The sequence below is a fragment of the Streptomyces sp. NPDC111606 genome (assembly GCF_055656945.1).
Genome location: NZ_JBVKBY010000003.1, coordinates 257,512 through 279,690, shown reverse-complemented (window position 1 = coordinate 279,690; position 22,179 = coordinate 257,512). Strand labels below are relative to the sequence as shown.

Genomic DNA, 22,179 nt, shown 5'->3' with positions numbered 1-22,179 from the left:
CAGCTGATTTTTTTCTACTGCTGGTGGTCGTCGATCGCGATGCCCGACGCCGGGCAGACCGCGGCTGCCTCGCGGGCGGCGGCGTGGAGATCCCCGGCGAGGCGTCCCGGCTCGCGGCGACGACATTCACCCGGGCAGGCCTCGGCCCTGCTGCGCAACGGTCTGGTGGAGCGGACCCTTGATCCGTCGGGCGGCGTGGCCGGCACGGTCAGCAGATCGGGCCCCGGTCACCCGCCGTGGCCCGCAGCAGATCCCGTACGAGGTCGAAGTCGATCTTCTCCGGTTTACGGAAGCGCAGGCATCCCTTGCCCATGTCCTGTCCGGCCAGCCGTTCCTGGAAGGCGTCACGGACATCACTGCGCATCAGATAGAAGGAGATGTACTGCCGCTGACTCGCGAACGCGATCTCGGCCTCGCCCTCGCGCTGGTACGTCGGCATGCCGTAGGCCATGACCTCGCTGAAGCCCTGCAGCTCCGCGCGGCACAACTGCCGCAGCCGCGTCAGGGCCACCCTCCGCTCCACCGGCACCTCGGCCAGGTAGCCGTCGACATCCTCCGCCGCGCTCCGCACCATGCGGCGAGGCTAAGTCCCGAGGCGATGCCGATCAATCACTCCAACAAACAACCCGTGCGGGTCGAGGTGGCCCTCGACCCGCACGGGTTGCTGATGATCTGTGTCCGAGGGGGGACTTGAACCCCCACGCCCGATAAAGGGCACTAGCACCTCAAGCTAGCGCGTCTGCCATTCCGCCACCCGGACTAGGTGCCTGCCGCCTTGCCGGGGGTCTTCCCGGCGGCGACGTGGACAACAATACCAAGCTTTCGGAGTGCCTTTCACCTGCGTTTCCGCCCGCCTGGCGGGGGTCCGGGACGGCACGGCCCGATGCCCTTAGGGTCGCATCATGAGTGACTGGACGGTTACGCAGAGCCCTGCCGCAGGGCGTCGCCCGCGTGCGCTGTCGCCCCTCAGGGAGCATCTGCGGGACACGTTCTGGTTCGCCCCCACGGCGGCGATGGTGACCGTCTTCGTGGTCTGGCTGGTGGCGCAAGCGCTCGACGCAGCCATCGTCGAGGCGCTCCAGAAGGACGGCGACTACGAGACGCTCGACGAGCTGCTGCGGTTCGCGGACGACGCGAAGGCCGTGGTGAGCGCCGTCGCCTCGGCGATGATGACCTTCATCGGTGTGGTTTTCAGCATCTCGCTGGTGGCCGTGCAGATGGCGAGCGGGCAGTTCACCCCGCGCGTGGTCCGGCTCTTCGTGCGGAGCCGGATCACCAAGGCGACCTTCGCGGTCTTCCTGGCGACCTTCGTCCTGAGCCTGCTGGTGCTGACCTCCTTCGACACCGCCGACGATGCCCGTGCCGTCACGACGGTGCCGCTGGTGCAGTCGGTTCTCACGCTCTGCATGGTCGCGTTGAGCCTGTTGCTCTTCGTGCTGTACGTGAACACCACTCTGCGGCTGATGCGGATCAGCCACGTGATCGCACGGATCGCCACCGAGTCCTTCCGGGTGGCCGCGTCGACGCCCGTGTCGGCGGACGGACCGGGCACGCCCGACCTCGGCACCGCGACCGCTTGGGTGCCGCACGAGGGCCGGGCCGGGGTGCTGCGGGATGTCCACATCACGCGGTTGGTCCGGGTGGCGCGCAAACACGGGGTGGTGCTGCGACTGATCCCTCGCATCGGGGACTTCGTGGTGCCCGGCACGCCCTTGCTGTCGGTGCACGGCGGCGCGGCCCCACCGCGCCGGGCGCTGCGGTACACGATCTCGGTGGGTGTGGAGCGGACCTACCACCAGGATCTCGGCTTCGGGCTGCGACAGTTGTCCGACATCGCGCTGCGCGCCCTGTCGCCCGCGATCAACGACCCGACGACCGCCGTCCAGGCGCTGGACCGTGTCGTCCAGTTCCTGGCCGCGCTGAGCCGTCGGCCGCTGGACGCCGCCCTGCACCGGGACCGGCGCGGGGTGGTGCGCCTGGTGCAGCCCGTGCCGGGGTGGACCGAGTTGGTGGATCTCGGGTTCACCGAGGTACGGGGCTGCGCCGTCGGCAGCCCGCAGGTCTCACGGCGCATGCTGGCCGGCCTGGACGACCTCCTTCTGCTCGCACCGCCGGAACGCGGCGAGCCGCTCTCCCGCCACCGCGACCTCCTCCACCGGGCGGTCGACCGCGCCGAGCAGTTCCCGGCGGACCGCGCGTTCGCCCTGCATCCGGACCGGCAGGGCATCGGGTGACAGATTGCCCATCAAACAGGGGCGCAACAGGCCCCCAGAGCCATGACGTCGGCGACCGACGCCGGGCACCCGCACGGCAGACCGCATGACGCACCCGGCATCGGACGCGACGCCCCCTCCTCACGGGCCGAGCTGATACTCCGGGAAATTCCCGGGCAACCGCTCCCCCGCAGGCCCTTGTGTCACCGCGCGCACCAGCAGCTCGCCGCCGACGAACGCCCCGCGCCAGGACGCGCCGAAGCCGCCGAACAGTTCGTCCCGGTCGCCGCGGGAGCGCGGCTTGCCGTGGCCGACCTTGAACGCGCGGATCTGCGGGGCCAGACGGTCGTACGTCGCCCGGTCGTCCGTGGACAGCGTGGCGACCAGCGCGCCGTTGGACGCGTTCATCGCCGCCAGCAGTTCCGCCTCCGTGTCGACCAGGACGATGGTGTCGACCGGGCCGAAGGGTTCCGCATGGTGCAGCGGGGAGGACGGGGGCGGATTGAGCAGCGTGACCGGCTGGACGTACGCCGAGGTGTCCTGGCCGGGCAGGAAGCGGGCGTCCGCCGGCTTGCCCCGGTGCAGCGGGACGGCGCCGCGGTCGATCGCCTCGGCGACCTGGTCCTGGAGTTCCTTGGCCTTGGCGGCGTTGATCACCGGCCCGAAGTCCAGTTGCGGGTAGGGGTCGTCGTCCTGTTTCTCCACCGCCAGCGGGTGGCCGACCCTGAGTGTGCGCACCGCCGGGAGGTAGGCCGCCAGGAACTCGTCGAACAGCTCACGCTGGACGACGAAGCGCGGGTACGCCGTGCAGCGCTGTTTGCCGTAGTCGAAGAGCTTGGGCACGACCGCCGTGAGCGCGTCCCAGTCCGTGTAGTTCCAGATGCCCCAGGTGTTGAGTCCCTCCTGTTCGAGTACGTGTCGTTTACCCAGGTCGGCGACTGCCGTGGCCACCGCGGCGCCGGTGTCCCGGCCGCCGACGAAGGAGACGCAGCCGATCTCGGGCGCCCGCACCAGCGCCTCCGACAGCTCGCCCCCGCTGCCGCTGACGAGGGTGACGGGAATTCCCTCGCGGGCGGCCAGCGCGCAGGCCAGGGTCAGACAGGCGACACCGCCGTCGGTCGGGGTCTTGGCGATGACCGCGTTGCCTGCCAGTGCTTGTACCAACACTGCGTGAACGAGCACGCTCATCGGGTAGTTCCAGCTCGCGATGTTGGATACCGGCCCTTCCAGCGGGGCCCGGCCGGCGACCATCGGCTCGATGCCGTCGACGTACCAGCGCACGCCGTCGATGGCCCGGTCGACATCCGCCCGGGCCAGCCGCCAGGGCTTGCCGATCTCCCAGACGAGCAGCAGGGCGAGCAGGTCCCGGTGCTGGGTCAGGGCGTCGAGGGTGGCCGCGACGCGGGCTCGGCGCTCTTCCAGCGGGATGTGCCGCCAGGCGCGGTGCTGGTCCAGCGATGCCCGCACGGCCTGGTGGGCGGCGGCCGGGTCCAGGCGCGGCGGCCCCGCGATCGGGGTGCCGTCGACGGGGCTGGTGGCGGGCAGGGCCCGGCCGTCGGCCTGCCAGGTGGAGTTCCAGAGGTTGAGGACACGGTCGTCCTGGAATGCCTCCGGGGCGACGGTGAGGCAGCGCTGCCAGGCGTCGGTCCAGGAGGTGCCGGATTTGAGGGTGAGGGTGGTTGCTGCCATCGGGTTCTCCGCTCTCGGTGCACAGTCGGGGGCGGTCGTACATGGCTACGGCGGAACTTAGCGGCGTGCGGCAACTCCTCAAAGTGACCGCGCGCCGACTATGAGTGACGTCACGCCTCGACGCCCAGGCGGTCCAGCACCAGGCGCGCGGTCTCGGTGGGTGTGCTGCCGACTCCCACGCCGACCGCTTCCAGCGCTTCCTTCTTCGCCGCCGCCGTGCCGGACGAGCCGGACACGATCGCGCCCGCGTGCCCCATCGTCTTGCCCTCGGGTGCGGTGAACCCGGCGATGTAACCGACGACCGGCTTGGTGACGTGGTCGCGGATGTACGCGGCCGCGCGTTCCTCCGCGTCACCGCCGATCTCCCCGATGAGGACGATCAGTTCGGTGTCGGGGTCGTCCTGGAAGGCTGCCAGGCAGTCGATGTGGGTGGTGCCGACGACCGGGTCGCCGCCGATGCCGACGCACGTCGAGAAGCCGATGTCGCGCAGCTCGTACATCAGTTGGTAGGTGAGCGTGCCGGATTTGGAGACGAGGCCGATACGGCCGGGCTTGGTGATGTCGGCCGGGATGATGCCGGCGTTGGACTGGCCAGGGGTGATCAGGCCGGGGCAGTTGGGGCCGATGACGCGAGTGCCCTTGGCCTTCGCGTACGAGGTGAAGGCGACGGAGTCGTGGACCGGGATGCCCTCCGTGATCACGACGGCGAGCCCGATGCCGGCGTCGGCGGCCTCGACGACGGCCGCCTTGGTGAAGGCGGGCGGCACGAAGACGACGGTCACGTCGGCGCCGGTCGCGCGCATCCCGTCGGCAACCGAACCGAAGACCGGGACGGCTCGGTCGTCGAAGTCGACGGTGCGGCCCGCCTTGCGCGGGTTGACGCCGCCGACGACGTTCGTGCCGGCGGCGAGCATGCGCCGGGTGTGCTTCATGCCCTCGCCGCCGGTCATGCCCTGGACGAGGACCTTGCTCTCCTTGGTGAGGTAGATGGCCATGTCGTCACGTCTCCTCAGGCTGTGGTGGCGAGTTGGGCGGCCCGCAGCGCGGCGCCGTCCATGGTGGTGGCCTGCTGGACCAGGGGGTGGGCGCGGTCGTCGAGGATGGCACGGCCGCGGGCGGCGTTGTTCCCGTCGAGACGCACGACGAGCGGCTTGGTCAACTGGACGGTGTCCAGGGCCTGCACGATGCCGTCGGCGACCGCGTCGCAGGCGGTGATCCCGCCGAAGACGTTGACGAACACCGACTTCACGGCAGGGTCGGAGAGGATGACCGACAGCCCGTCGGCCATGATCTGGGCCGATGCGCCGCCGCCGATGTCGAGGAAGTTCGCGGGGCGGGCACCGCAGCCCGCGACGACGTCGAGGGTCGACATGACGAGGCCGGCGCCGTTGCCGATGATGCCGACCTCGCCGTCGAGCTTGACGTAGTTGAGGCCCTTTGCGGCCGCCGCGGCCTCCAGCGCGTCGTCGTGCTCCACGCCCTCGGCGCCCCAACGCGCCTGCCGGAATCGGGCGTTGTCGTCGAGGGTGACCTTGCCGTCGAGGGCGAGGATCTGCCCCTGTCCGGTACGGACCAGCGGGTTCACCTCGACCAGGACGGCGTCCTCGCGGACCAGTACCTCCCAGAGCCGTATGAGGACGTCGACGGTCTGCGGTGGCAGTCCGGCCGCTTCCGCGATCTCGGCGGCCTTCGCGGAGGTGACGCCCTCGGCGGGGTCGACGGGGATGCGGGCCACGGCCTCCGGACGGCCGGCGGCCACCTCCTCGATGTCCATGCCGCCTTCGGCCGAGGCGATCGCGAGGAAGCGGCCCGCCGCGCGGTCGAGGACGAAGGACACGTAGAACTCGGTCTCGATGTCTACGGGTTGGGCCAGCATCACCTTGCCGACCGTGTGGCCCTTGATGTCCATGCCGAGGATCTGGCGTGCCGTGAGTTCGGCAGCGGCAGGGTCCGCGGCTAGCTTGACGCCGCCCGCCTTGCCCCGGCCACCGGTCTTCACCTGCGCCTTGACCACGACCCGGCCACCGAGCCGACGGGCGATCTCGCGGGCTTCCTTGGGCGAGTCCGTCACCTCCGCCCTCGGTACCAAGATGCCGTGTTCCTCGAAGAGTTCCCTTGCCTGGTGCTCGTACAGGTCCATTCCGGCTCCTGACTCAAAAGTGCCGCACGCCCCCTGGACACCACCCACCGGATGCGGGATAACAAGGTTCATACAGTATTCGTCGACTGTATGCAATGTACCGCGAGAGCCGTTCCACCCCCCTACGAAGGGACAGGACTTCGCCATGCCCGACGACACCCAGGACGTCATTTCCGGTGGTCATCTCGTTGCCAAGGCGCTGAAGGCCGAGGGGGTCGACCGCATCTACACCTTGTGCGGCGGCCACATCATCGACATCTACGACGGCTGCGTCGACGAGGGCATCGAAGTCGTCGACGTCCGCCACGAACAGGTCGCCGCCCACGCCGCCGACGGCTACGCCCGCATCACCGGCAAGCCCGGCTGCGCGGTCGTCACCGCGGGTCCCGGCACCACCGACGCCGTCACCGGCGTCGCGAACGCCTTCCGCGCCGAGTCACCGATGCTGCTCATCGGCGGCCAGGGCGCCCTCACCCAGCACAAGATGGGGTCCCTCCAGGACCTGCCGCACGTCGACATGATGACGCCGATCACCAAGTTCGCGGCGGCCGTGCCGGACACGGCACGCGCGGCGGACATGGTGTCGATGGCGTTCCGCGAGTGCTACCACGGTGCGCCCGGGCCCTCCTTCCTGGAGATCCCGCGCGACGTGCTCGACGCGAAGGTGCCGGTGAGCAAGGCGCGTGTGCCGAAGGAGGGGGCATACCGTGCCTCCACCCGCTCGGCCGGCGACCCCGAGGCGATCGAGAAGCTCGCCGACCTGCTGGTCCACGCCGAGAAGCCGGCCATTCTGCTCGGCAGTCAGGTATGGACGACACGCGGCACCGAGGCGGCCATCGAGCTCGTACGCACCCTCAACATCCCCGCGTACATGAACGGCGCCGGCCGCGGCACGCTGCCGCCCGGCGACCCGCACCACTTCCAGCTGTCACGGCGCTACGCGTTCTCCAACGCCGATGTCATCGTCATCGTCGGCACGCCCTTCGACTTCCGCATGGGCTACGGCAAGCGGCTGTCGCCGGACGCGAAGGTCGTGCAGATCGACCTCGACTACCGCACCGTCGGCAAGAACCGCGACATCGACCTCGGCATCGTCGGCGACGCGGGACTGGTGCTGAAGTCCGTCACCGAGGCCGCCTCCGGGCGCGTCAACGGCGGCGCGTCCAAGCGCAAGGAGTGGCTCGACGAGCTGCGCGCCGCCGAGCAGACGGCCCTGGAGAAGCGGCTGCCCAGCCTGAAGTCGGACGCCTCGCCGATCCACCCGTACCGGCTGGTCAGCGAGATCAACGACTTCCTCACCGAGGACTCGATCTACATCGGCGACGGCGGCGACATCGTCACCTTCTCCGGTCAGGTCGTGCAGCCCAAGTCGCCGGGCCACTGGATGGACCCGGGCCCGCTGGGCACGCTCGGCGTCGGGGTGCCGTTCGTGCTCGCGGCCAAGCAGGCGCGGCCCGACAAGGAGGTCGTCGCACTCTTCGGCGACGGGGCGTTCTCCCTCACCGGCTGGGACTTCGAGACGCTCGTCCGCTACAACCTCCCCTTCGTCGGCATCGTCGGCAACAACTCCTCGATGAACCAGATCCGTTACGGCCAGGCCCAGAAGTACGGCCTGGAGCGCGAGCGGGTCGGCAACACCCTCGGCGACGTCCACTACGACAAGTTCGCGCAGATGCTGGGCGGTTACGGCGAGGAGGTCCGTGACCCCGCCGACATCGGGCCCGCGCTGCGGCGCGCCCGTGAGTCCGGGAAGCCCTCGCTGATCAACGTCTGGGTCGACCCCGACGCGTACGCCCCCGGAACCATGAACCAGACCATGTACAAGTGAGGTGGCCTCCATGACTGGAACGCCGACCAAGGCCCTCGAAGGCATCCGCGTCCTGGACATGACCCACGTCCAGTCCGGGCCCTCCGCGACCCAGCTGCTCGCCTGGCTCGGCGCGGACGTCGTCAAGCTGGAGGCGCCGACCGGTGACATCACGCGCAAGCAGCTGCGCGATCTCCCGGACGTCGACTCCCTCTACTTCACGATGCTCAACTGCAACAAGCGGAGCATCACCCTCAACACCAAGACCGAGCGCGGCAAGGAGATCCTCACCGAGCTGATCCGGCGCTCCGACGTCATGGTCGAGAACTTCGGACCGGGCGCGGTCGACCGCATGGGCTTCACCTGGGACCGCATCCAGGAGATCAATCCGCGTATCGTCTATGCCTCCATCAAGGGGTTCGGCGACGGCCCGTACACCAACTTCAAGGCGTACGAGGTCGTTGCGCAGGCCATGGGTGGGTCGATGTCGACCACCGGTTTCGAAGACGGGCCGCCGCTGGCGACCGGAGCCCAGATCGGGGACTCGGGGACGGGTGTGCACGCCGTCGCGGGGATTCTCGCGGCGCTGTTCCAGCGCGAGAACACCGGGCGTGGGCAGCGGGTCAACGTGGCCATGCAGCACGCTGTACTCAACCTGTGCCGGGTGAAGCTGAGGGACCAGCAACGCCTGACACATGGGCCGCTTGCTGAATATCCGAACGAGGACTTCGGGACGGAAGTTCCCCGCTCGGGAAACGCGTCCGGCGGCGGTCAGCCCGGCTGGGCGGTCAAGTGCGCGCCGGGCGGCCCGAACGACTACGTGTACGTCATCGTGCAGCCGGTCGGCTGGCAGCCGCTCAGCGAGCTCATCGGCCGGCCCGAACTCGCCGCCGACCCCGAGTGGGCGACGCCGGAGGCCCGGCTGCCCAAGCTGAGCAAGATGTTCCAGCTGATCGAGGAGTGGTCCTCGACCCTGCCCAAGTGGGAGGTGCTGGAGCGGCTCAACGCGCACAACATCCCGTGCGGGCCGATCCTTTCCACCAAGGAGATCATCGAGGACTCCTCGCTGGTCGCCAACGAGATGGTCGTCACCGTGCCGCACCCCGAGCGGGGCGACTTCGTGACCGTCGGCAGCCCGCTGAAGCTCTCCGACTCCCCCGTCGAGGTGAGCAGTTCGCCGCTGCTCGGCCAGCACAACGAAGAGGTCTACGTCGGCGAGCTCGGTCTCGGCGACGAGGAACTGCGCCTGCTCAAGTCGAACGGAGTGATCTGACGTGATGGCCGAAGACCGCGTCCTGCGGGTGCGGACGCTCCTCGACTCCGTGCGGAGCGAGGGTCGCACCGCGCTGACCGCACCCGAGGGCAAGGTGATCGCCGACGCGTACGGGATCGCCGTACCGGGCGAGGAACTCGCGACGGACGTCGACGAGGCGGTGGCGTACGCGGCGCGCTTCGGCGGGCCGGTGGTGATGAAGATCGTCTCGCCCGACATCCTGCACAAGACCGACGCCGGCGGCGTGATCGTCGGAGTCGAGGGTGCGACGGACGTACGGGCCGCCTTCCACAAGATCATCGACAACGCCCGTGCGTACGACACGGATGCCCGCATCGAGGGCGTGCAGGTCCAGGAGCTGCTCCCGCAGGGGCAGGAGGTCATCGTCGGCGCGGTCACCGACCCGACGTTCGGGAAGGTCGTCGCCTTCGGGCTCGGCGGAGTGCTCGTCGAGGTCCTCAAGGACGTGACCTTCCGGCTCGCGCCCGTGGACGCCGACGAGGCGCTGTCCATGCTGGACTCGATCCGGGCGGCCGAGATCCTGCGCGGGGTGCGCGGCCAGGCGGCCGTGGACCGGTGGGCGGTCGCCGAGCAGATCCGCCGTGTCTCGCAGCTCGTGGCGGACTTCCCGGAGATCGCCGAGGTGGACCTCAACCCGGTGATCGCGACCGCGGAGGGGGCGGTCGCGGCCGACATCCGCGTGATCCTCGCCGAGGCGCCCGCGAAGCCACGTCGCCGCTACTCGCGCGAGGAGATCCTCACCTCGATGCGCCGGCTGATGCAGCCGTCATCGGTTGCCGTCATCGGTGCCTCCAACGAGCAGGGCAAGATCGGCAATTCGGTCATGCGCAACCTCATCGACGGTGGTTTCGCCGGGGACATCCATCCGGTGAACCCCAAGGCCGATGACATTCTGGGCCGCAAGGCGTACAAGAGTGTGACGGACGTTCCCGGTGAGGTGGATGTGGCGGTCTTCGCTATCCCCGCCAAGTTCGTGGCCTCGGCCCTGGAGGAGGTGGGACGCAAGGGGATCCCCAACGCCGTGCTGATCCCCTCCGGGTTCGCGGAGACCGGTGAGCACGAACTCCAGGAGGAGATCGTGGCCATCGCCGAGCGGCACGGCGTCCGCCTGCTCGGGCCGAACATCTACGGCTACTACTCGACGTGGCAGGACCTGTGCGCCACGTTCTGCACGCCGTACGACGTCAAGGGCGGGGTGGCGCTGACCTCGCAGTCCGGCGGCATCGGGATGGCCATCCTGGGCTTCGCGCGGACCACGAAGACGGGCGTGTCGGCGATCGTCGGCCTCGGCAACAAGTCGGACCTGGACGAGGACGACCTGCTGACCTGGTTCGGCGAGGACCCGCACACCGAGTGCATCGCGATGCACCTGGAGGACCTCAAGGACGGGCGCGCGTTCGTCGAGGCCGCGCGGGCGACCGTGCCGAAGAAGCCCGTCGTCGTCCTCAAGGCAGGTCGTACGGCGGCGGGCGCGAAGGCCGCGGGCTCGCACACCGGAGCCCTCGCCGGCGACGACGCCGTGTACGAGGACATCCTGAAGCAGGCCGGTGTCATCAGGGCACCAGGGCTCAACGAAATGCTGGAGTACGCGCGCGCGTTGCCCGTGCTCCCCGCCCCCAAGGGCGACAACGTCGTGATCATCACGGGGGCCGGCGGCAGCGGCGTACTGCTGTCGGACGCGGTGACCGACAACGGGCTGTCCCTGATGGAGATTCCGCCGGACCTGGACGAGGCCTTCCGGAAGTTCATCCCGCCATTCGGGGCTGCGGGCAACCCGGTGGACATCACGGGGGGCGAGCCGCCGTCGACGTACGAGGCGACGATCCGGCTCGGTCTGGAGGATCCGCGCATCCACTCACTCGTGCTCGGCTACTGGCACACGATCGTCACTCCCCCGATGGTCTTCGCGGAGCTCACCGCGCGCGTGGTGGCCGAATTCCGGGAGCGCGGCATAGAGAAGCCTGTCGTCGCCTCGCTCGCGGGTGACGTGGAGGTTGAGGAGGCCTGCCAGTACCTCTACGAGCGCGGGGTCGTGGCCTACCCGTACACGACCGAGAAGCCGGTGGCGGTGCTCGGCGCCAAGTACCGGTGGGCGCGGGCGGCCGGACTGTTGGGGGGCGGTTCATGAGGTGAGGCAGCGGGGGGCCGGCCGACGGTGCGCGTCGGCCGGCCCCGGGACCCGCGCGCGCACGAAAGGCATTGGACAGGGGGCGCTGGCCAGAACTTTCGACGCAAGGGGTGCAACTAACGTGACAACCACTGACGTTCCAAGGGTCGCCGCCTATCGGGAGGTGGCCGACAAGAACGGACGCGTCTACCGCGTGGGCGAGTCCGACATCGACATCATGGGTCGCAAGCGCAAGTGGATGGTGATCCTCCCCTGGATCGGCATGATGGGCATCTCCTCCGCCGAGTACGCGTTCGCGTCGGCCGAGGACACCCTGCACACCGCGCACAGCTGGAACAGCATGCACATCTTCTGGATGATGACCGTCTGGGTCTTCTTCCAGGCCGCGGTGGCCTTTCCCGCGGGCAAGCTGCGTGAGAGCGGAAAACTACCGGCCCGCTGGGCGATGATGTGCGGCGCGACAGGCACGTTGCTGGGCTACCTGTCGCTGGCCTTCGCGCCGCATGTCGTCTTCGCCTATATCGGCTTCAGCATGTTCAGCGGCATGGGCGCCGGCATGGTGTACGCCACCTGCGTCAACATGGTGGGCAAGTGGTATCCGGAGCGCAAGGGCGGCAAGACCGGGTTCGTCAACGGCGGTTTCGCCTACGGCTCGGTGCCCTTCGTCTTCATCTTCAACGGCTACATGGACCTCACCAACTTCCGCTGGGTACTGGTCTCGGTGGGTGTGTTCCTCGCCGGAATCGTCGCGGTCTCCGGCTACTTCTTCCGGGACCCGCCGAAGAACTGGTGGCCCGCCGACATCGACCCGCTCAACCCGCCGAAGGACCCGCGCGCGGCACGCTCGCTGCGGATGAACCCGCCGGCGGTCCACCAGTACTCCCCCAAGGAGGCATGGAAGACCGGCCGCGTGGCCCTGATGTGGTTCTGTCTGGCGTGCACGTCCGGCGTGAACATCTTCGGTATCGCATTCCAGGTCGACATCGGCGAGGAAGCCGGATTCGCGGGCGGGATCGTGGCCACGGCAATGTCCCTCAAGGCGATCGTCAACGGTACCGGCCGTGGCGTCATCGGCTGGCTCTCGGACCTCTACGGCCGCAAGCGGTGCCTGCTCGCCGTGTGCGTCATCCTGGGCCTCGCCCAGTTCGGCATCCTCTGGTCCGCGGACAGCAAGAACCTGACGCTGTTCCTGATCTTCTCCGCGATCTCCGGCTTCGGCGGCGGCGCCATCTTCCCGATGTTCGCGGCGCTCACCGCCGACTACTTCGGCGAGAACAACAACGCGTCCAACTACGGCATGGTCTACAGCGCCAAGCTCGTCTCGGGCCTGGGCGCGGGCATGGGTGCCGTGGTCGTCGGCAGCTGGGGGCACTCCGGTGCCTTCATCCTGGCCGGCTCCATCTCCCTCTTCGCCGGATGTGTGGCGCTGTTCCTCAGCCCACCGGGACGCGACAAGGACGAGAACCGCATCGTTGCCAACCCACGACCGCTCGGCGAGGACATGGCCTGACATGACGGCAGATCCGTACGCAGGAAGCAGTTCGTCCGCACCCTCCGACGCCGCACACCGTCCCTACCGCGAAGTGACCGACGCGCGAGGCCGCGTCTACCGCATCGGCGAGACCGACCGCGACATCCTCGGTCACTCCCGCAAGTTCATGGTGTATCTCCCGTGGATCGCCATGATGGCCATCAGCGTCTTCGAATACGCGTACGGCTCCGCGGAGGACACCCTGTCCCACGCGCACGGCTGGACGCAGAGCAACACCTTCTGGATCCTCAGCGTCTGGGTGTTCTTCCAGGCCGGCATCGCCTTCCCCGCGGGCTGGATGCGGGAGAAAGGCATCCTGACGGCCCGCACCGCCATGTACATCGGCTCCGGCATGTGCCTGCTGGGGTTCCTCGCCCTGTCGCACCTGGGCAATGTCTGGCTCGCGATCCTCGGATTCGGCGTCATCGGCGGCATCGGCGCCGGTCTGATCTACGCGACCTGCATCAACATGGTCGGCAAGTGGTTCCCCGAGCGGCGCGGCGCCCGGACCGGGTTCGTCAATGGAGGGTTCGCGTACGGATCCCTGCCGTTCATCTTCATCTTCAACTACGGGTTCGACACCGCGAACTACCACAGGGTGCTGGACCTGATCGGCTGCTACATCATGATCGTCGTCCTCGGAAGCGCGTTCTTCTTCAAGGACCCCCCGAAGAACTGGTGGCCCGCCGACATCGATCCACTGAGGCACACGGGCGACCGGAAGAACGCGGTGAGCCTGGCCAAGAACCCTCCGGCGGTCAAGCAGTACACGCCCCGGGAGGCCATCAGGACAGGCATGCTCCCACTGATGTGGCTGTCCATCGTCCTGACCGCCGGCGTATCGATCTTCGGCATCTCCTTCCAGGTCGACTATGCCAAGGAGGTGGGCTTCGGCCCACTCGTCGCAGCCTCGTCGATGGGCGTGATGGCAGTCATCAACGGCATCGGCCGAGGTGTCGTGGGCTGGCTGTCCGACCACTGGGGCCGCAAGTCGACCCTGGTGTTCGTGATCGTCGTCCTGGGCCTCGCCCAGTTCGGCGTGATCTGGGCCGGCGACGTCAGAAGCGAGTCGCTGTTCCTGTTCTTCGCCTTCCTCTCCGGCTTCGGCGGCGGCGCGTTCTACCCGCTCTTCGCGGCGCTCACCCCGGACTACTTCGGCGAGAACTACAACGCAAGCAACTACGGGCTCGTCTACAGCGGCAAGCTGGTCAGCGGCCTGTTCGGCGGCGGCCTCGGCTCCATGGTGGTCGCAGCGTGGGGCTACGACGGCGCGTACGCGCTCGCCGGCGGCGTGTCGATGGTGGCGGCGGGGATTGCCTTGCTGTTGCGGCAGCCGGGCCGCACGGCCGTGCCGTATCCCGCACCCTGACAGATCGCGCATGTGAGGAGGCCCTCCCCGTCCTGGGGAGGGCCTCCTCATGCCGCTACGGCGGTCAGCACTTCTCCCGCAGCGAATGAAGATGCTTGCTCGAACGGCGTGCGAACGTCAGGGAGTCGGTCGGGTTGTCGTGTTCCGCCTGCCAGTGGTGGGCGAATCGCTGACCGCGCAACTTCGTCACGGCGGAGATGAACCGCTTGTAGTCGATGTCGCCGTCCCCGACGTCGACCATGTCGTAGCCGTACTGGTTGGACGGGTCGCTCACCCCGTCCTTGACGTGGAAGAGCGGGTAGCGGTGCGGCTGCTTCAGCACGTAGTCGAGCGGCTCGAAGGGGGCTGCGGAGCCGTCGGGTCGCTTCGAGAAGCGGAACTGGCCCGAGTACGCCCAGAAGATGTCCATCTCCAGGAAGACGAGGTCGGGGTCGGTCTCGGCGAGCAGCACGTCGTAGAGACGGACCTTGGGGTTGTCGGTGGCGAAGGAGAATTCCTCGGAGTGGTTGTGCTGGTAGAACTTCATGCCGCGCGCCCTCGCCGCCGCGCCGTAGGTGTTGAACTCCTCGGCGGCACGCTTCCAGGCGTCGACGGTGGAGCCATAGCGGAACGGCCCGGAGGCGGTTCCTATGTGCTTCAGGCCGAGGGCCTGGGCGTCGTCGAGGACCTTGGTGAGGTTCTGGGCGAAGGTGTAGGCGCCCGGGTCGTCCGAGTAGTAGCCGACATGGCTGCCGATCGGGTTCAGGCCGTGGTTCCGGGCCAGCCGCTTGAGCTGGGCGAGGGTGATCGGGCCGGCCGAGCCCTGGGTGTAGCCGGCGAACTCGACCTCGTCGTAGCCGTACTTCTCCAGTTCGGCGAAGACGGGGGCGAAGCCGAGCGTGGAGACCTTGTCGCGCAGGCTGTACAGCTGGATGCCGAGGCGGCCGGGCGGGAGAACGGGACGGCCATGGCCGTGCCCGCGGCTGCCGGAGGCCGTGGCGGCTGCGGATGCGGTGTCCGGTGCGGCGGTCGCGGCGGGTGCTGCGGCGCCCAGCAGCGCGGCGGCCGTGGTGCCCGCCGCGACGCCGAGCATGCCTCGTCTGGTGAGGCGGTGGGTGAGTTCGGGGTCCGTCTGGGAAAAGCGGCTCATGCCTGGAACTCCCTGTGATCGAAGGCCGTTGTCAGTGGTGAGTGCTTCACTTGTGACCAGTCGGAAGAGACGGGTCGATGGGACCGGCGAGCAGGTGCGTGCCGGTCGTGATCCGTCAGCCGAGACCGGCGAGTTGGAGCAGGAGTGACTTCACATCGGTGGCCGCGACGCGGTCGCCGACAGCGCGGGGGGTGGAGCAGATGAGGAGCGGACCGTCGTCGTCGCTCGCAGGAAGGCGGCCGTGGCTGCCGCGAATAGGTGACGGATCCAGGGGCACGACCGCCATGCGGTAACGCATGCCGAGTTTCTTGCGGGCGAGCGCGGTCGCGGCCTTGACCTTGACGTAGGGGTCGAGGGGATCCATGAAGAGTTCGACCGGGTCGTAGCCGGGTTTGCGATGGATCTCGACGAGTCGCGCGAAGTCGGGCGCGCGGGCATCGTCCAGCCAGTAGTAGTACGTGAACCAGGCGTCCGGCTCCGCCACGGCGACGAGCTCGCCGGAGCGCGGATGGTCGAGATGGTGGGCCTTCTTGCCCTCGTCGTCGAGGAGTTGGGCGATGCCGGGCAGTCCGTCCAGTGCGGCCCGGGTCGCCTCGAGGTCTTCCGGCCGGCGTACGTAGACGTGCGCGATCTGGTGGTCGGCGACGGCGAAGGCACGTGACGCCATCGGGTCGAGGTATTCCATGCCGTCCTGCGTGTGCACCTCCAGCAGGCCTGCCCGCCGCAAGGCCCGGTTGATGTCCACGGGCCGGTCCGCGCGGGTGATGCCGTACTCGGAGAGCACGACCACGGTACGTCCCTCCGCTCGGGCGTCGTCCAGGAGCGGGGCCATGGCCGTGTCCAGGTCGGCGGCCGCTTTCAGCGAGCGCGGGTCGTCGGGGCCGAAGCGCTGCAGGTCGTAGTCGAGGTGAGGGAGGTAGCAGAGGGCCAGGTCGGGATGCCGGGTGCGGAGGATGTGACGGGTCGCGTCGATGATCCAGCGGCTGGAGACGAGATCGGCGCCGGGGCCCCAGAAGTGAAAGAGCGGGAAGGTGCCCAGCTTCTCGGTGAGTTCGTCGTGCAGGGCGGGCGGCCGGGTGTAGCAGTCGGGTTCCTTGCGGCCGTCGGAGTAGTAGATCGGCCGGGGGGTGACGGTGATGTCGGTGTCGGCGCCCATCGCGTACCACCAGCAGATGTTGGCGACGGTGTAACCGGGGTGGGCGCGACGGGCGGCGTCCCAGAGCTTGTCACCGGCGACCAGTCCGTTGTGCTGGCGCCACAGGAGTACGTCGCCGAGGTCACGGAAGTACCAGCCGTTGCCGACGATGCCGTGCTCCGACGGGTGGGTGCCGGTCAGGAAGGTGGACTGAGCGGCGCAGGTAACGGCGGGCAGGACGGTGCCGAGCGCTGCTTGGGAGCCGGACTGGGCGAAGGTCTTGAGGTGGGGCATGTGGTCGAGGAGACGGGGGGTGAGGCCGACGACGTCGAGGACGAGGAGAGGGGTGGGTCGGTGGGCGACGGTGACGTCCTCCGGTTGGGCTGCTTGGCCTGTGGTCGGGACGGCAGAGTCCGGTCGCTCGGTCCTGGTGGCTTCCGGTCGCTCCGCCCTGGCGGCCTCCCGTCGCTCGGTCCCGGCAGCCCCCGGTTGCTCGGTCATGGCAGCTCCTTCAGGCCGAGATCCGTCAACAGGTCGCGGGCGAGGGTGAGTTCGGCGGCGATGCCGTCGACGAGCTGGCTGCGGGCGCGAGGGCGCAGCTCGGCCGGGAGGGCCTGCCAGGTGTAGGTCTCGACCTCGAGATGGCGGGTGAGCGGGTGCGCGCCACCGACCAGGCGGGTCAGTGCGGCCTTGAGTACGGGAAGTGTGGAGGTGAGGGGCGCGGCGGGGGCCGCGTGGAGCGGGACATGGAAGTGGGCGCGCCACGGTGCGGCGTCGGGCAGGGCGTCACCCTTGAGCGCCTCACCCAGGTCGTCGGTGCCGCGCAGGCCGGCGGCGGTGGCGGTGCGGGTCTGGTGCAGGAAGCGGGGTTCGTCGAAGGCGGCGAGGGCTTCGCGAACGTCGGGGAGATGGGGGTGTTCGGCGTGCAGGGCGGCCGAGAGCTGGGACTTGACGACGGTGACGCCGGCTTCGGCGAGCGTGTCCATTGCGGTGTGCGGGTCTTCGAAGGAGGTGGCGAGGTGACAGGTGTCGACGCAGATGCCGATGCGGTCGTGGCCGATCGCAGTGAGTGGGGCGATCGCATCGCCGGTGGTCTCGACGGTGCAGCCGGGCTCGGGTTCCAGACCTATTCGGATGTCGCGGCCGGTCAATTCCCGCAGAGCGTCCAGACGTTGCGCGAGGGTGAGCAGGGCTGTACGGGCGGTCTCGGCGCCCTGCTTGTCATAGGCGGTGCGCCAGGCGAGGGGCAGTGTGGAGATGCTGCCTTCAGTCACGTCGTCGGGGAGCAGGCCGGCGAGGACCCGGGCCAGCGCGGTGGTGTGCTCGAGGCGCTCGGGGTCGGTCCAGTCCGGCTTGTAGACGCGGTACTTGACCTCTTCGGCTCCGAAGCCTTCATACGGGAAGCCGTTGAGGGTGACGACCTCGAGGCCACGCCTGTCGAGTTCCGTCCGCAGACGGCGCAGGGCGGACGGGTCGGTGACGAGCGCGTGGGCGGCGTCCTTGGCGAGCCACAGGCCGATGCCGAGGCGGTCGCGGCCGAGCCGTCGGCGGACGGGTTCGCAGTGGTCGCGGAGTTGTGCGAGGACGCCGTCGAGGGTCTCGGCCGGGTGGACGTTGGTGCAATACGCGAGGTGGACGGTGGAGCCGTCGGGGTGGCGGAAGCGCATGGGTCACGCCCCCGGAGTCGGGGCGGCGGACGTGTGGTCCCGCTCTCTTGGAGCGGCTACCGGTCCATCGGCATCCTTCGAGGCGTCGGCCGGTCCTTCGGCATTCTTCGGGGCCTCGGCCGATTCCTGGGGGCTCTTCGGGGCGCCGCGGAGGATGGAGTTGCCCTCGTGGGTCGCCTCCGGGGTCGCGACGTCGAGGCTGAGGCGGCCGCTGAGCCCGTAGAAGGCAACGGGGTTGCGCCACAGCACCAGGTCGACGACGTCCTCGTCGAAGCCTTCGGCGAGCATCAGGTCGGCGACCTTGCGGGTCTTCAGGGGGTCGCTCCTGCCCCAGTCGGCGGCGGAGTTCACCAGCACCTGCTCGGGCCCGTACTCACGGAGGATCGCGACCATCCGCTCCTCGTCCATCTTGGTGTCGGGATAGACGGAGAAGCCGAGCCAGCAGCCGCTGTCCTTGGCCTCCTTGACGGTGGTCTCGTTGAGGTGGTCGACCAGGACGCGGTCCGTGGGCAGTGCGGACTCCCGGACGACGTCGAGGGTGCGACGCAGGCCCGCCAGCTTGTCGCGGTGCGGAGTGTGGACGAGTGCGGGCAGTTCGTGGTCGGCGGCGAGCTGGAGCTGGGCGGCAAGGGCGGTGTCCTCGGCCGGGGTCATCGAGTCGTAGCCGATCTCGCCGACGGCGACGACCTGGTCCTTGACGAGATACCGGGGCAGTTCGTCGAGGACGGGAGCACAGCGCGGGTCGTTCGCCTCCTTGGGGTTGAGGGCGAGCGTGCAGTGGTGGGCGATGCCGTACTGCGCGGCGCGGAAGGGCTCCCAGCCGAGGAGGGAGTCGAAGTAGTCGAGGAAGGAGGCCGGAGAGGTGCGGGGTTGGCCGAGCCAGAAGGAGGGTTCGACGACGGCGCGGACGCCGGCGGCGTGCATGGCCTCGTAGTCGTCGGTGGTGCGCGACGTCATGTGGATGTGGGGGTCGAAGAGGCGCATCAGGACTCCTTGCCGTCGGTGCCGTCGGTGTCACGGGGGCCGTGGGGGGCCGGCGGAGTGGCTGTGGGGTCGGTCAGGGTCAGGACGCGGTGCAGATCCCCGGGGACCGGACGGCCGGCGGCGGTGCGTTCGGCCGCGTAGTCGCCGAGCATGCGGGCGAGTTCCGCGTCGTCGCGGGCACGACGGTCCAGCTCGGCGACCATGCCGACCGGCACACCGGTGAACAGGCACTTCAGGACGGCGTGGCGCCACTGGTGAGCGTCGAGGTGCCGGGCGGTGTAGGGGCCGACGGCCGCGGCGAGGAGGCTCGTGTCGTTGGTGCGCAGGGCGTCCTCGACGAGTGGCAGGGCCTCGGGGCCGGGCACGAGGTGGGGCAACGCCTGCAGGACGGCGCGGCGTTCCGCGGCGGTGCCTTGGAAGTACACGCGGGAGACGGCTTCGGCGTCGGCGCGAGCCGCATGCAGGATGAGGACGCGGGCGGCATCGGCGTACTCGGAACCGCAGCGGCGGCCGGCCTCGGCGATGCGCAACTCCCAGACGGAGATGGGCCCGTGGGTGCCGGGGTGGGAAGCCGCCTCGTCGAGGGCCCGGTGCAGCCAGGCGCGGCCGTTGGCGTCGAGGCGGGCGGTGACATAGCCGCGCAACTCGGCCGGCGGGATCAGAGCGAGACTCCCGGGGACGGGACCGGACGACTGCACGGTGTCGGGGCTGGGTTCCGTATCGGCCCGGGCGTTCGTGAGCGGGCGGCCTTCGGTGTCCGCGCCCGGGGTCGCCGGGCTGATGCGGGGCTGGGTCATGAGGTGCTCCCTTCAGGGGTGGCGGAGGGATCGCCGTGCGAGGGGACAGGGACGGGAGATCTGAGGGTCGTGGCCTCGGCGCTGCGGAGAAACGGGAGGGAGCGTTCGGCGAAGTGGGGTCCCGCGTGGGAGTGGCGGGGCAGTTCGACGACGGTCAGGCCTTGGTAGCCGGTGGCGGCGAGGGCCGCGAGCACGGGCGGGAAGTCGATCTCGCCGTCGCCGAAGGGGAGGTGTTCATGGATGCCGCGGCGCATGTCCTCGATCTGGACATGCCGGAGCCAGGGGGCGGCGGCGCGTATGCAGTCGGCGGGAGAGAGGGGTTCGAGGCACTGGCAGTGACCGATGTCGAGGGTCAGGCCGAGGTGGTCCGGGTCGCCGAGGGTGCGGCGGAGTCGGTGGAAGTCGGCGAGGGTGGCGAGGAGGTGACCTGGTTCGGGCTCGACGGCGAGTGGGACCCCGGCGGCGGTGGCGGCGTCCAGGACCGGGGTGAGTGCCTCGGCGAGACGGTCCCAGGCCGTGTCCGGGTCGGTGTCGGCGGGCGTGATTCCGCTGAAGCAGTGGACGGCGTGGGCGCCGAGGTCGGCGGCGACCCGGATGGCGCGGATCAGCAGGTCGACGCGGCGGGCGCGGTCGTCCGGGTCGGGGTCCAGCAGGGAGGGGCCGTGCTTGCGGCGCGGGTCGAGTACGTAGCGGGCGCCGGTCTCCACCGTGACGTCCAGACCGAGTGTGTCCAACCGCTGTGCGAGGCGGCGCGTGCGGGCTGCGAGGTCCGGGACGAGCGGGTCGAGGTGCATGTGGTCGAGCGTCAGGCCGACGCCGTCATAGCCGAGGTCGGCGAGCAGCGCGAGGGCGTCGTCGAGGCGGAGGTCGGCGAGGCCGTTGGTGCCGTAGCCGAAGCGGAGGGGGACGCCCGGGGAGGCCGGTTTGCCGTTGTTCCGCGCCGGGTGGGGCCGAGGGCTCATGTGACGCTCACCTTCTCCGCGTACTTCCGTCCGATCGGGGCGAGCGCGGCGATGGCCACGGCGGTGAGCCCGGATCCGGCGCGGGCCGCGAGCGCCGCTTGGAGCGGGATGGTGGCTCGGATGCCGCCGCCGACTGCTCGTTGGGTCAGGGGCGGTGAGGGGTTGAGCGCGGCGTGGGTGTAGGGGCGGCCGGCGGTGGCGGCGTAGGCAGTGGCGAGGGCGCTGCGCAGGGCGACGTCGAGCGTGAGGCCGCCGCTGTTGTGCGCGGGCGTGCGGCGACCGGCCCCGGCACTGGCGGCGCCGCCGATGCCGGGGCCGGCGCCCTCGCCGGGGCCAGTGAAGGTCCCGGCGCCGACGCCCGTCGATCTGGCCCTCGTCGACCCGGCTCGCTTCGAACCGCCTGCACCACGTGCCAAGAGCCCGGTGAGGGCGGCCGTCGCGGCGAGGGCGGCCAGGGGTGGCAGGGAGGTGCCTCCCTGGGTCTCCCGGCGGGAGACGGTGGTCACGGCGAGGGTGTGGGTGCCGAGGAGGGCGGCGGAGGGCAGTGCCGCCCGGGGGCCGCCGGTGGTGGCGGCGCCGAGGAGATGGTCGAGGCCGCGAGCGGCGGCCATGGCCACGGGGCCGGCGGGCGTGTGCTTCAGGGCGAGGTCGTACGCCCAGACGGTGGCGGCCAAGGGGGCGGCCACCGCCAGCGCGGGGCGGCCGGCTTTGGCGGCCAGGCCGAGCCCGGAGACGGTCAGGACACAGGCCGCGGTGAAAGCGGAGGACGGTCGGATGCGGCCGGAGGGCAGGGGGCGGTGGGGGCGTTCGGCGGCGTCCTCCGCGCGGTCCGCCCAGTCGTTGAGGGCCATGCCGGCCTCGTAGAGACAGAGGGAGGAGCCGATGGCCAGCAAGGTGCGGGAGTTGGGCCGGCCTCCGGCGGCGACGGCGCCGCTGAGGGCATCGCCGGGGACGGTGAACAGGGCAGGAAGCCGCAGCAGTTCGGCCCAGGCGTGTCTAACGCTCACGGCCGCTCCCCGGAGCGGGCTCGCCCGGATCGACGGCCCGTGCGGCAGCCTTCTCGGCGGGCTCACGGGGATCGACGCCGTGTACGGCAGCCTTCTCAGCGGGCTCACGCAGATCAGCGCCCTGCACCACAGCCTCCGCGACAGCCTGGCGCGGCGCGGCGCCCTGTCCGGCGGCCTCCTCATCCGGCCCACTCAGACCACCACCCCGTGCCGCAGCCTCCGCGGCGGACTCGCGCGGCCCGACGCCCCGCACCACGGCCTCCGCGGCAGACTCGCTCGGCTCGACGCCCTGTCCGGCAGCCTCCTCAGCCGGCCCACCCAGACCAC

17 protein-coding genes and 1 tRNA gene are annotated in these 22,179 nt (G+C 69.9%); 6 read left to right on the top strand and 12 right to left on the bottom strand.

The window, feature by feature from the left end; translation table 11 throughout:
* Positions 1-208 precede the first annotated feature (208 nt).
* Positions 209-574: an iron chaperone gene (locus ACZ7M7_RS13035; protein WP_383622342.1), complete on the bottom strand. Its 366-nt coding sequence runs from the start codon at positions 572-574 to the stop codon at positions 209-211.
* Positions 575-675: 101 nt separating this feature from the next.
* Positions 676-760 (bottom strand) — tRNA-Leu (locus ACZ7M7_RS13030).
* A 142-nt stretch (positions 761-902) separates the two neighbouring features.
* Here ACZ7M7_RS13030 and ACZ7M7_RS13025 point away from each other — a divergent pair.
* Positions 903-2,234 carry a DUF2254 domain-containing protein gene (locus ACZ7M7_RS13025; RefSeq protein ID WP_472115703.1) on the top strand — a complete coding sequence of 444 codons (1,332 nt, stop codon included), beginning with the start codon at positions 903-905 and terminating at the stop codon, positions 2,232-2,234.
* Between the two features lie 120 nt (positions 2,235-2,354).
* Here ACZ7M7_RS13025 and ACZ7M7_RS13020 read toward each other — a convergent pair whose 3' ends face one another.
* The 3 genes from ACZ7M7_RS13020 to sucC form a co-directional block, all read right to left on the bottom strand.
* The gene (locus ACZ7M7_RS13020) at positions 2,355-3,902 is read right to left on the bottom strand and encodes an aldehyde dehydrogenase family protein (protein WP_472115700.1); all 1,548 of its coding nucleotides are present in this window, start codon (positions 3,900-3,902) and stop codon (positions 2,355-2,357) included.
* A 110-nt stretch (positions 3,903-4,012) separates the two neighbouring features.
* Entirely contained in the window at positions 4,013-4,897 is an 885-nt protein-coding gene (sucD, locus tag ACZ7M7_RS13015; RefSeq protein ID WP_472115697.1) for a succinate--CoA ligase subunit alpha, read from the bottom strand.
* Positions 4,898-4,911: 14 nt separating this feature from the next.
* Positions 4,912-6,042 carry an ADP-forming succinate--CoA ligase subunit beta gene (gene sucC / locus ACZ7M7_RS13010; RefSeq protein WP_472115694.1) on the bottom strand — a complete coding sequence of 377 codons (1,131 nt, stop codon included), beginning with the start codon at positions 6,040-6,042 and terminating at the stop codon, positions 4,912-4,914.
* Between the two features lie 145 nt (positions 6,043-6,187).
* Between sucC and ACZ7M7_RS13005 the strand changes: the two genes are divergently transcribed.
* The 5 genes from ACZ7M7_RS13005 (at position 6,188) to ACZ7M7_RS12985 (ending at position 14,171) form a co-directional block, all read left to right on the top strand.
* Positions 6,188-7,870: a thiamine pyrophosphate-binding protein gene (locus ACZ7M7_RS13005; protein ID WP_472115690.1), complete on the top strand. Its 1,683-nt coding sequence runs from the start codon at positions 6,188-6,190 to the stop codon at positions 7,868-7,870.
* A gap of 10 nt (positions 7,871-7,880) precedes the next feature.
* The gene (gene frc, locus ACZ7M7_RS13000) at positions 7,881-9,122 is read left to right on the top strand and encodes a formyl-CoA transferase (protein WP_383600917.1); all 1,242 of its coding nucleotides are present in this window, start codon (positions 7,881-7,883) and stop codon (positions 9,120-9,122) included.
* 4 nt (positions 9,123-9,126) lie between these two features.
* Positions 9,127-11,271 carry an acetate--CoA ligase family protein gene (locus tag ACZ7M7_RS12995; protein WP_472115687.1) on the top strand — a complete coding sequence of 715 codons (2,145 nt, stop codon included), beginning with the start codon at positions 9,127-9,129 and terminating at the stop codon, positions 11,269-11,271.
* A 121-nt stretch (positions 11,272-11,392) separates the two neighbouring features.
* Positions 11,393-12,781, top strand: coding sequence for an OFA family MFS transporter (locus tag ACZ7M7_RS12990; RefSeq protein WP_383600919.1), 1,389 nt, complete (start codon positions 11,393-11,395; stop codon positions 12,779-12,781).
* A 1-nt stretch (position 12,782) separates the two neighbouring features.
* Positions 12,783-14,171 (top strand): OFA family MFS transporter, encoded by a 1,389-nt coding sequence (locus tag ACZ7M7_RS12985; protein WP_472115684.1) that lies wholly within the window; start codon positions 12,783-12,785, stop codon positions 14,169-14,171.
* A 64-nt stretch (positions 14,172-14,235) separates the two neighbouring features.
* On the opposite strand, the gene ACZ7M7_RS12980 is transcribed toward ACZ7M7_RS12985, so the two are convergent.
* From ACZ7M7_RS12980 to ACZ7M7_RS12950, 7 genes are all read right to left on the bottom strand, one after another.
* Complete coding sequence (locus ACZ7M7_RS12980) at positions 14,236-15,300, bottom strand: sugar phosphate isomerase/epimerase family protein (protein WP_383622364.1); 1,065 nt, start codon at positions 15,298-15,300, stop codon at positions 14,236-14,238.
* Between the two features lie 115 nt (positions 15,301-15,415).
* Positions 15,416-16,936: a nucleotide pyrophosphatase/phosphodiesterase family protein gene (locus ACZ7M7_RS12975; RefSeq protein WP_472115680.1), complete on the bottom strand. Its 1,521-nt coding sequence runs from the start codon at positions 16,934-16,936 to the stop codon at positions 15,416-15,418.
* Positions 16,933-18,102, bottom strand: a complete 1,170-nt coding sequence (eboE, locus tag ACZ7M7_RS12970; protein ID WP_472115677.1) for a metabolite traffic protein EboE — start codon at positions 18,100-18,102, stop codon at positions 16,933-16,935. Before eboE ends, ACZ7M7_RS12975 begins: the two co-directional genes overlap by 4 nt.
* A 3-nt stretch (positions 18,103-18,105) precedes the next feature.
* Complete coding sequence (locus tag ACZ7M7_RS12965) at positions 18,106-19,086, bottom strand: TatD family hydrolase (protein ID WP_472115674.1); 981 nt, start codon at positions 19,084-19,086, stop codon at positions 18,106-18,108.
* Entirely contained in the window at positions 19,086-19,883 is a 798-nt protein-coding gene (locus ACZ7M7_RS12960) for an EboA domain-containing protein (protein ID WP_472115671.1), read from the bottom strand. The genes ACZ7M7_RS12965 and ACZ7M7_RS12960 overlap by 1 nt, the downstream gene beginning before the upstream one ends.
* Entirely contained in the window at positions 19,880-20,845 is a 966-nt protein-coding gene (locus ACZ7M7_RS12955; RefSeq protein WP_472115668.1) for a sugar phosphate isomerase/epimerase family protein, read from the bottom strand. The genes ACZ7M7_RS12960 and ACZ7M7_RS12955 overlap by 4 nt, the downstream gene beginning before the upstream one ends.
* Positions 20,842-21,852, bottom strand: a complete 1,011-nt coding sequence (locus ACZ7M7_RS12950; RefSeq protein WP_472115665.1) for an SCO3242 family prenyltransferase — start codon at positions 21,850-21,852, stop codon at positions 20,842-20,844. Before ACZ7M7_RS12950 ends, ACZ7M7_RS12955 begins: the two co-directional genes overlap by 4 nt.
* Positions 21,853-22,179: the final 327 nt, after the last annotated feature.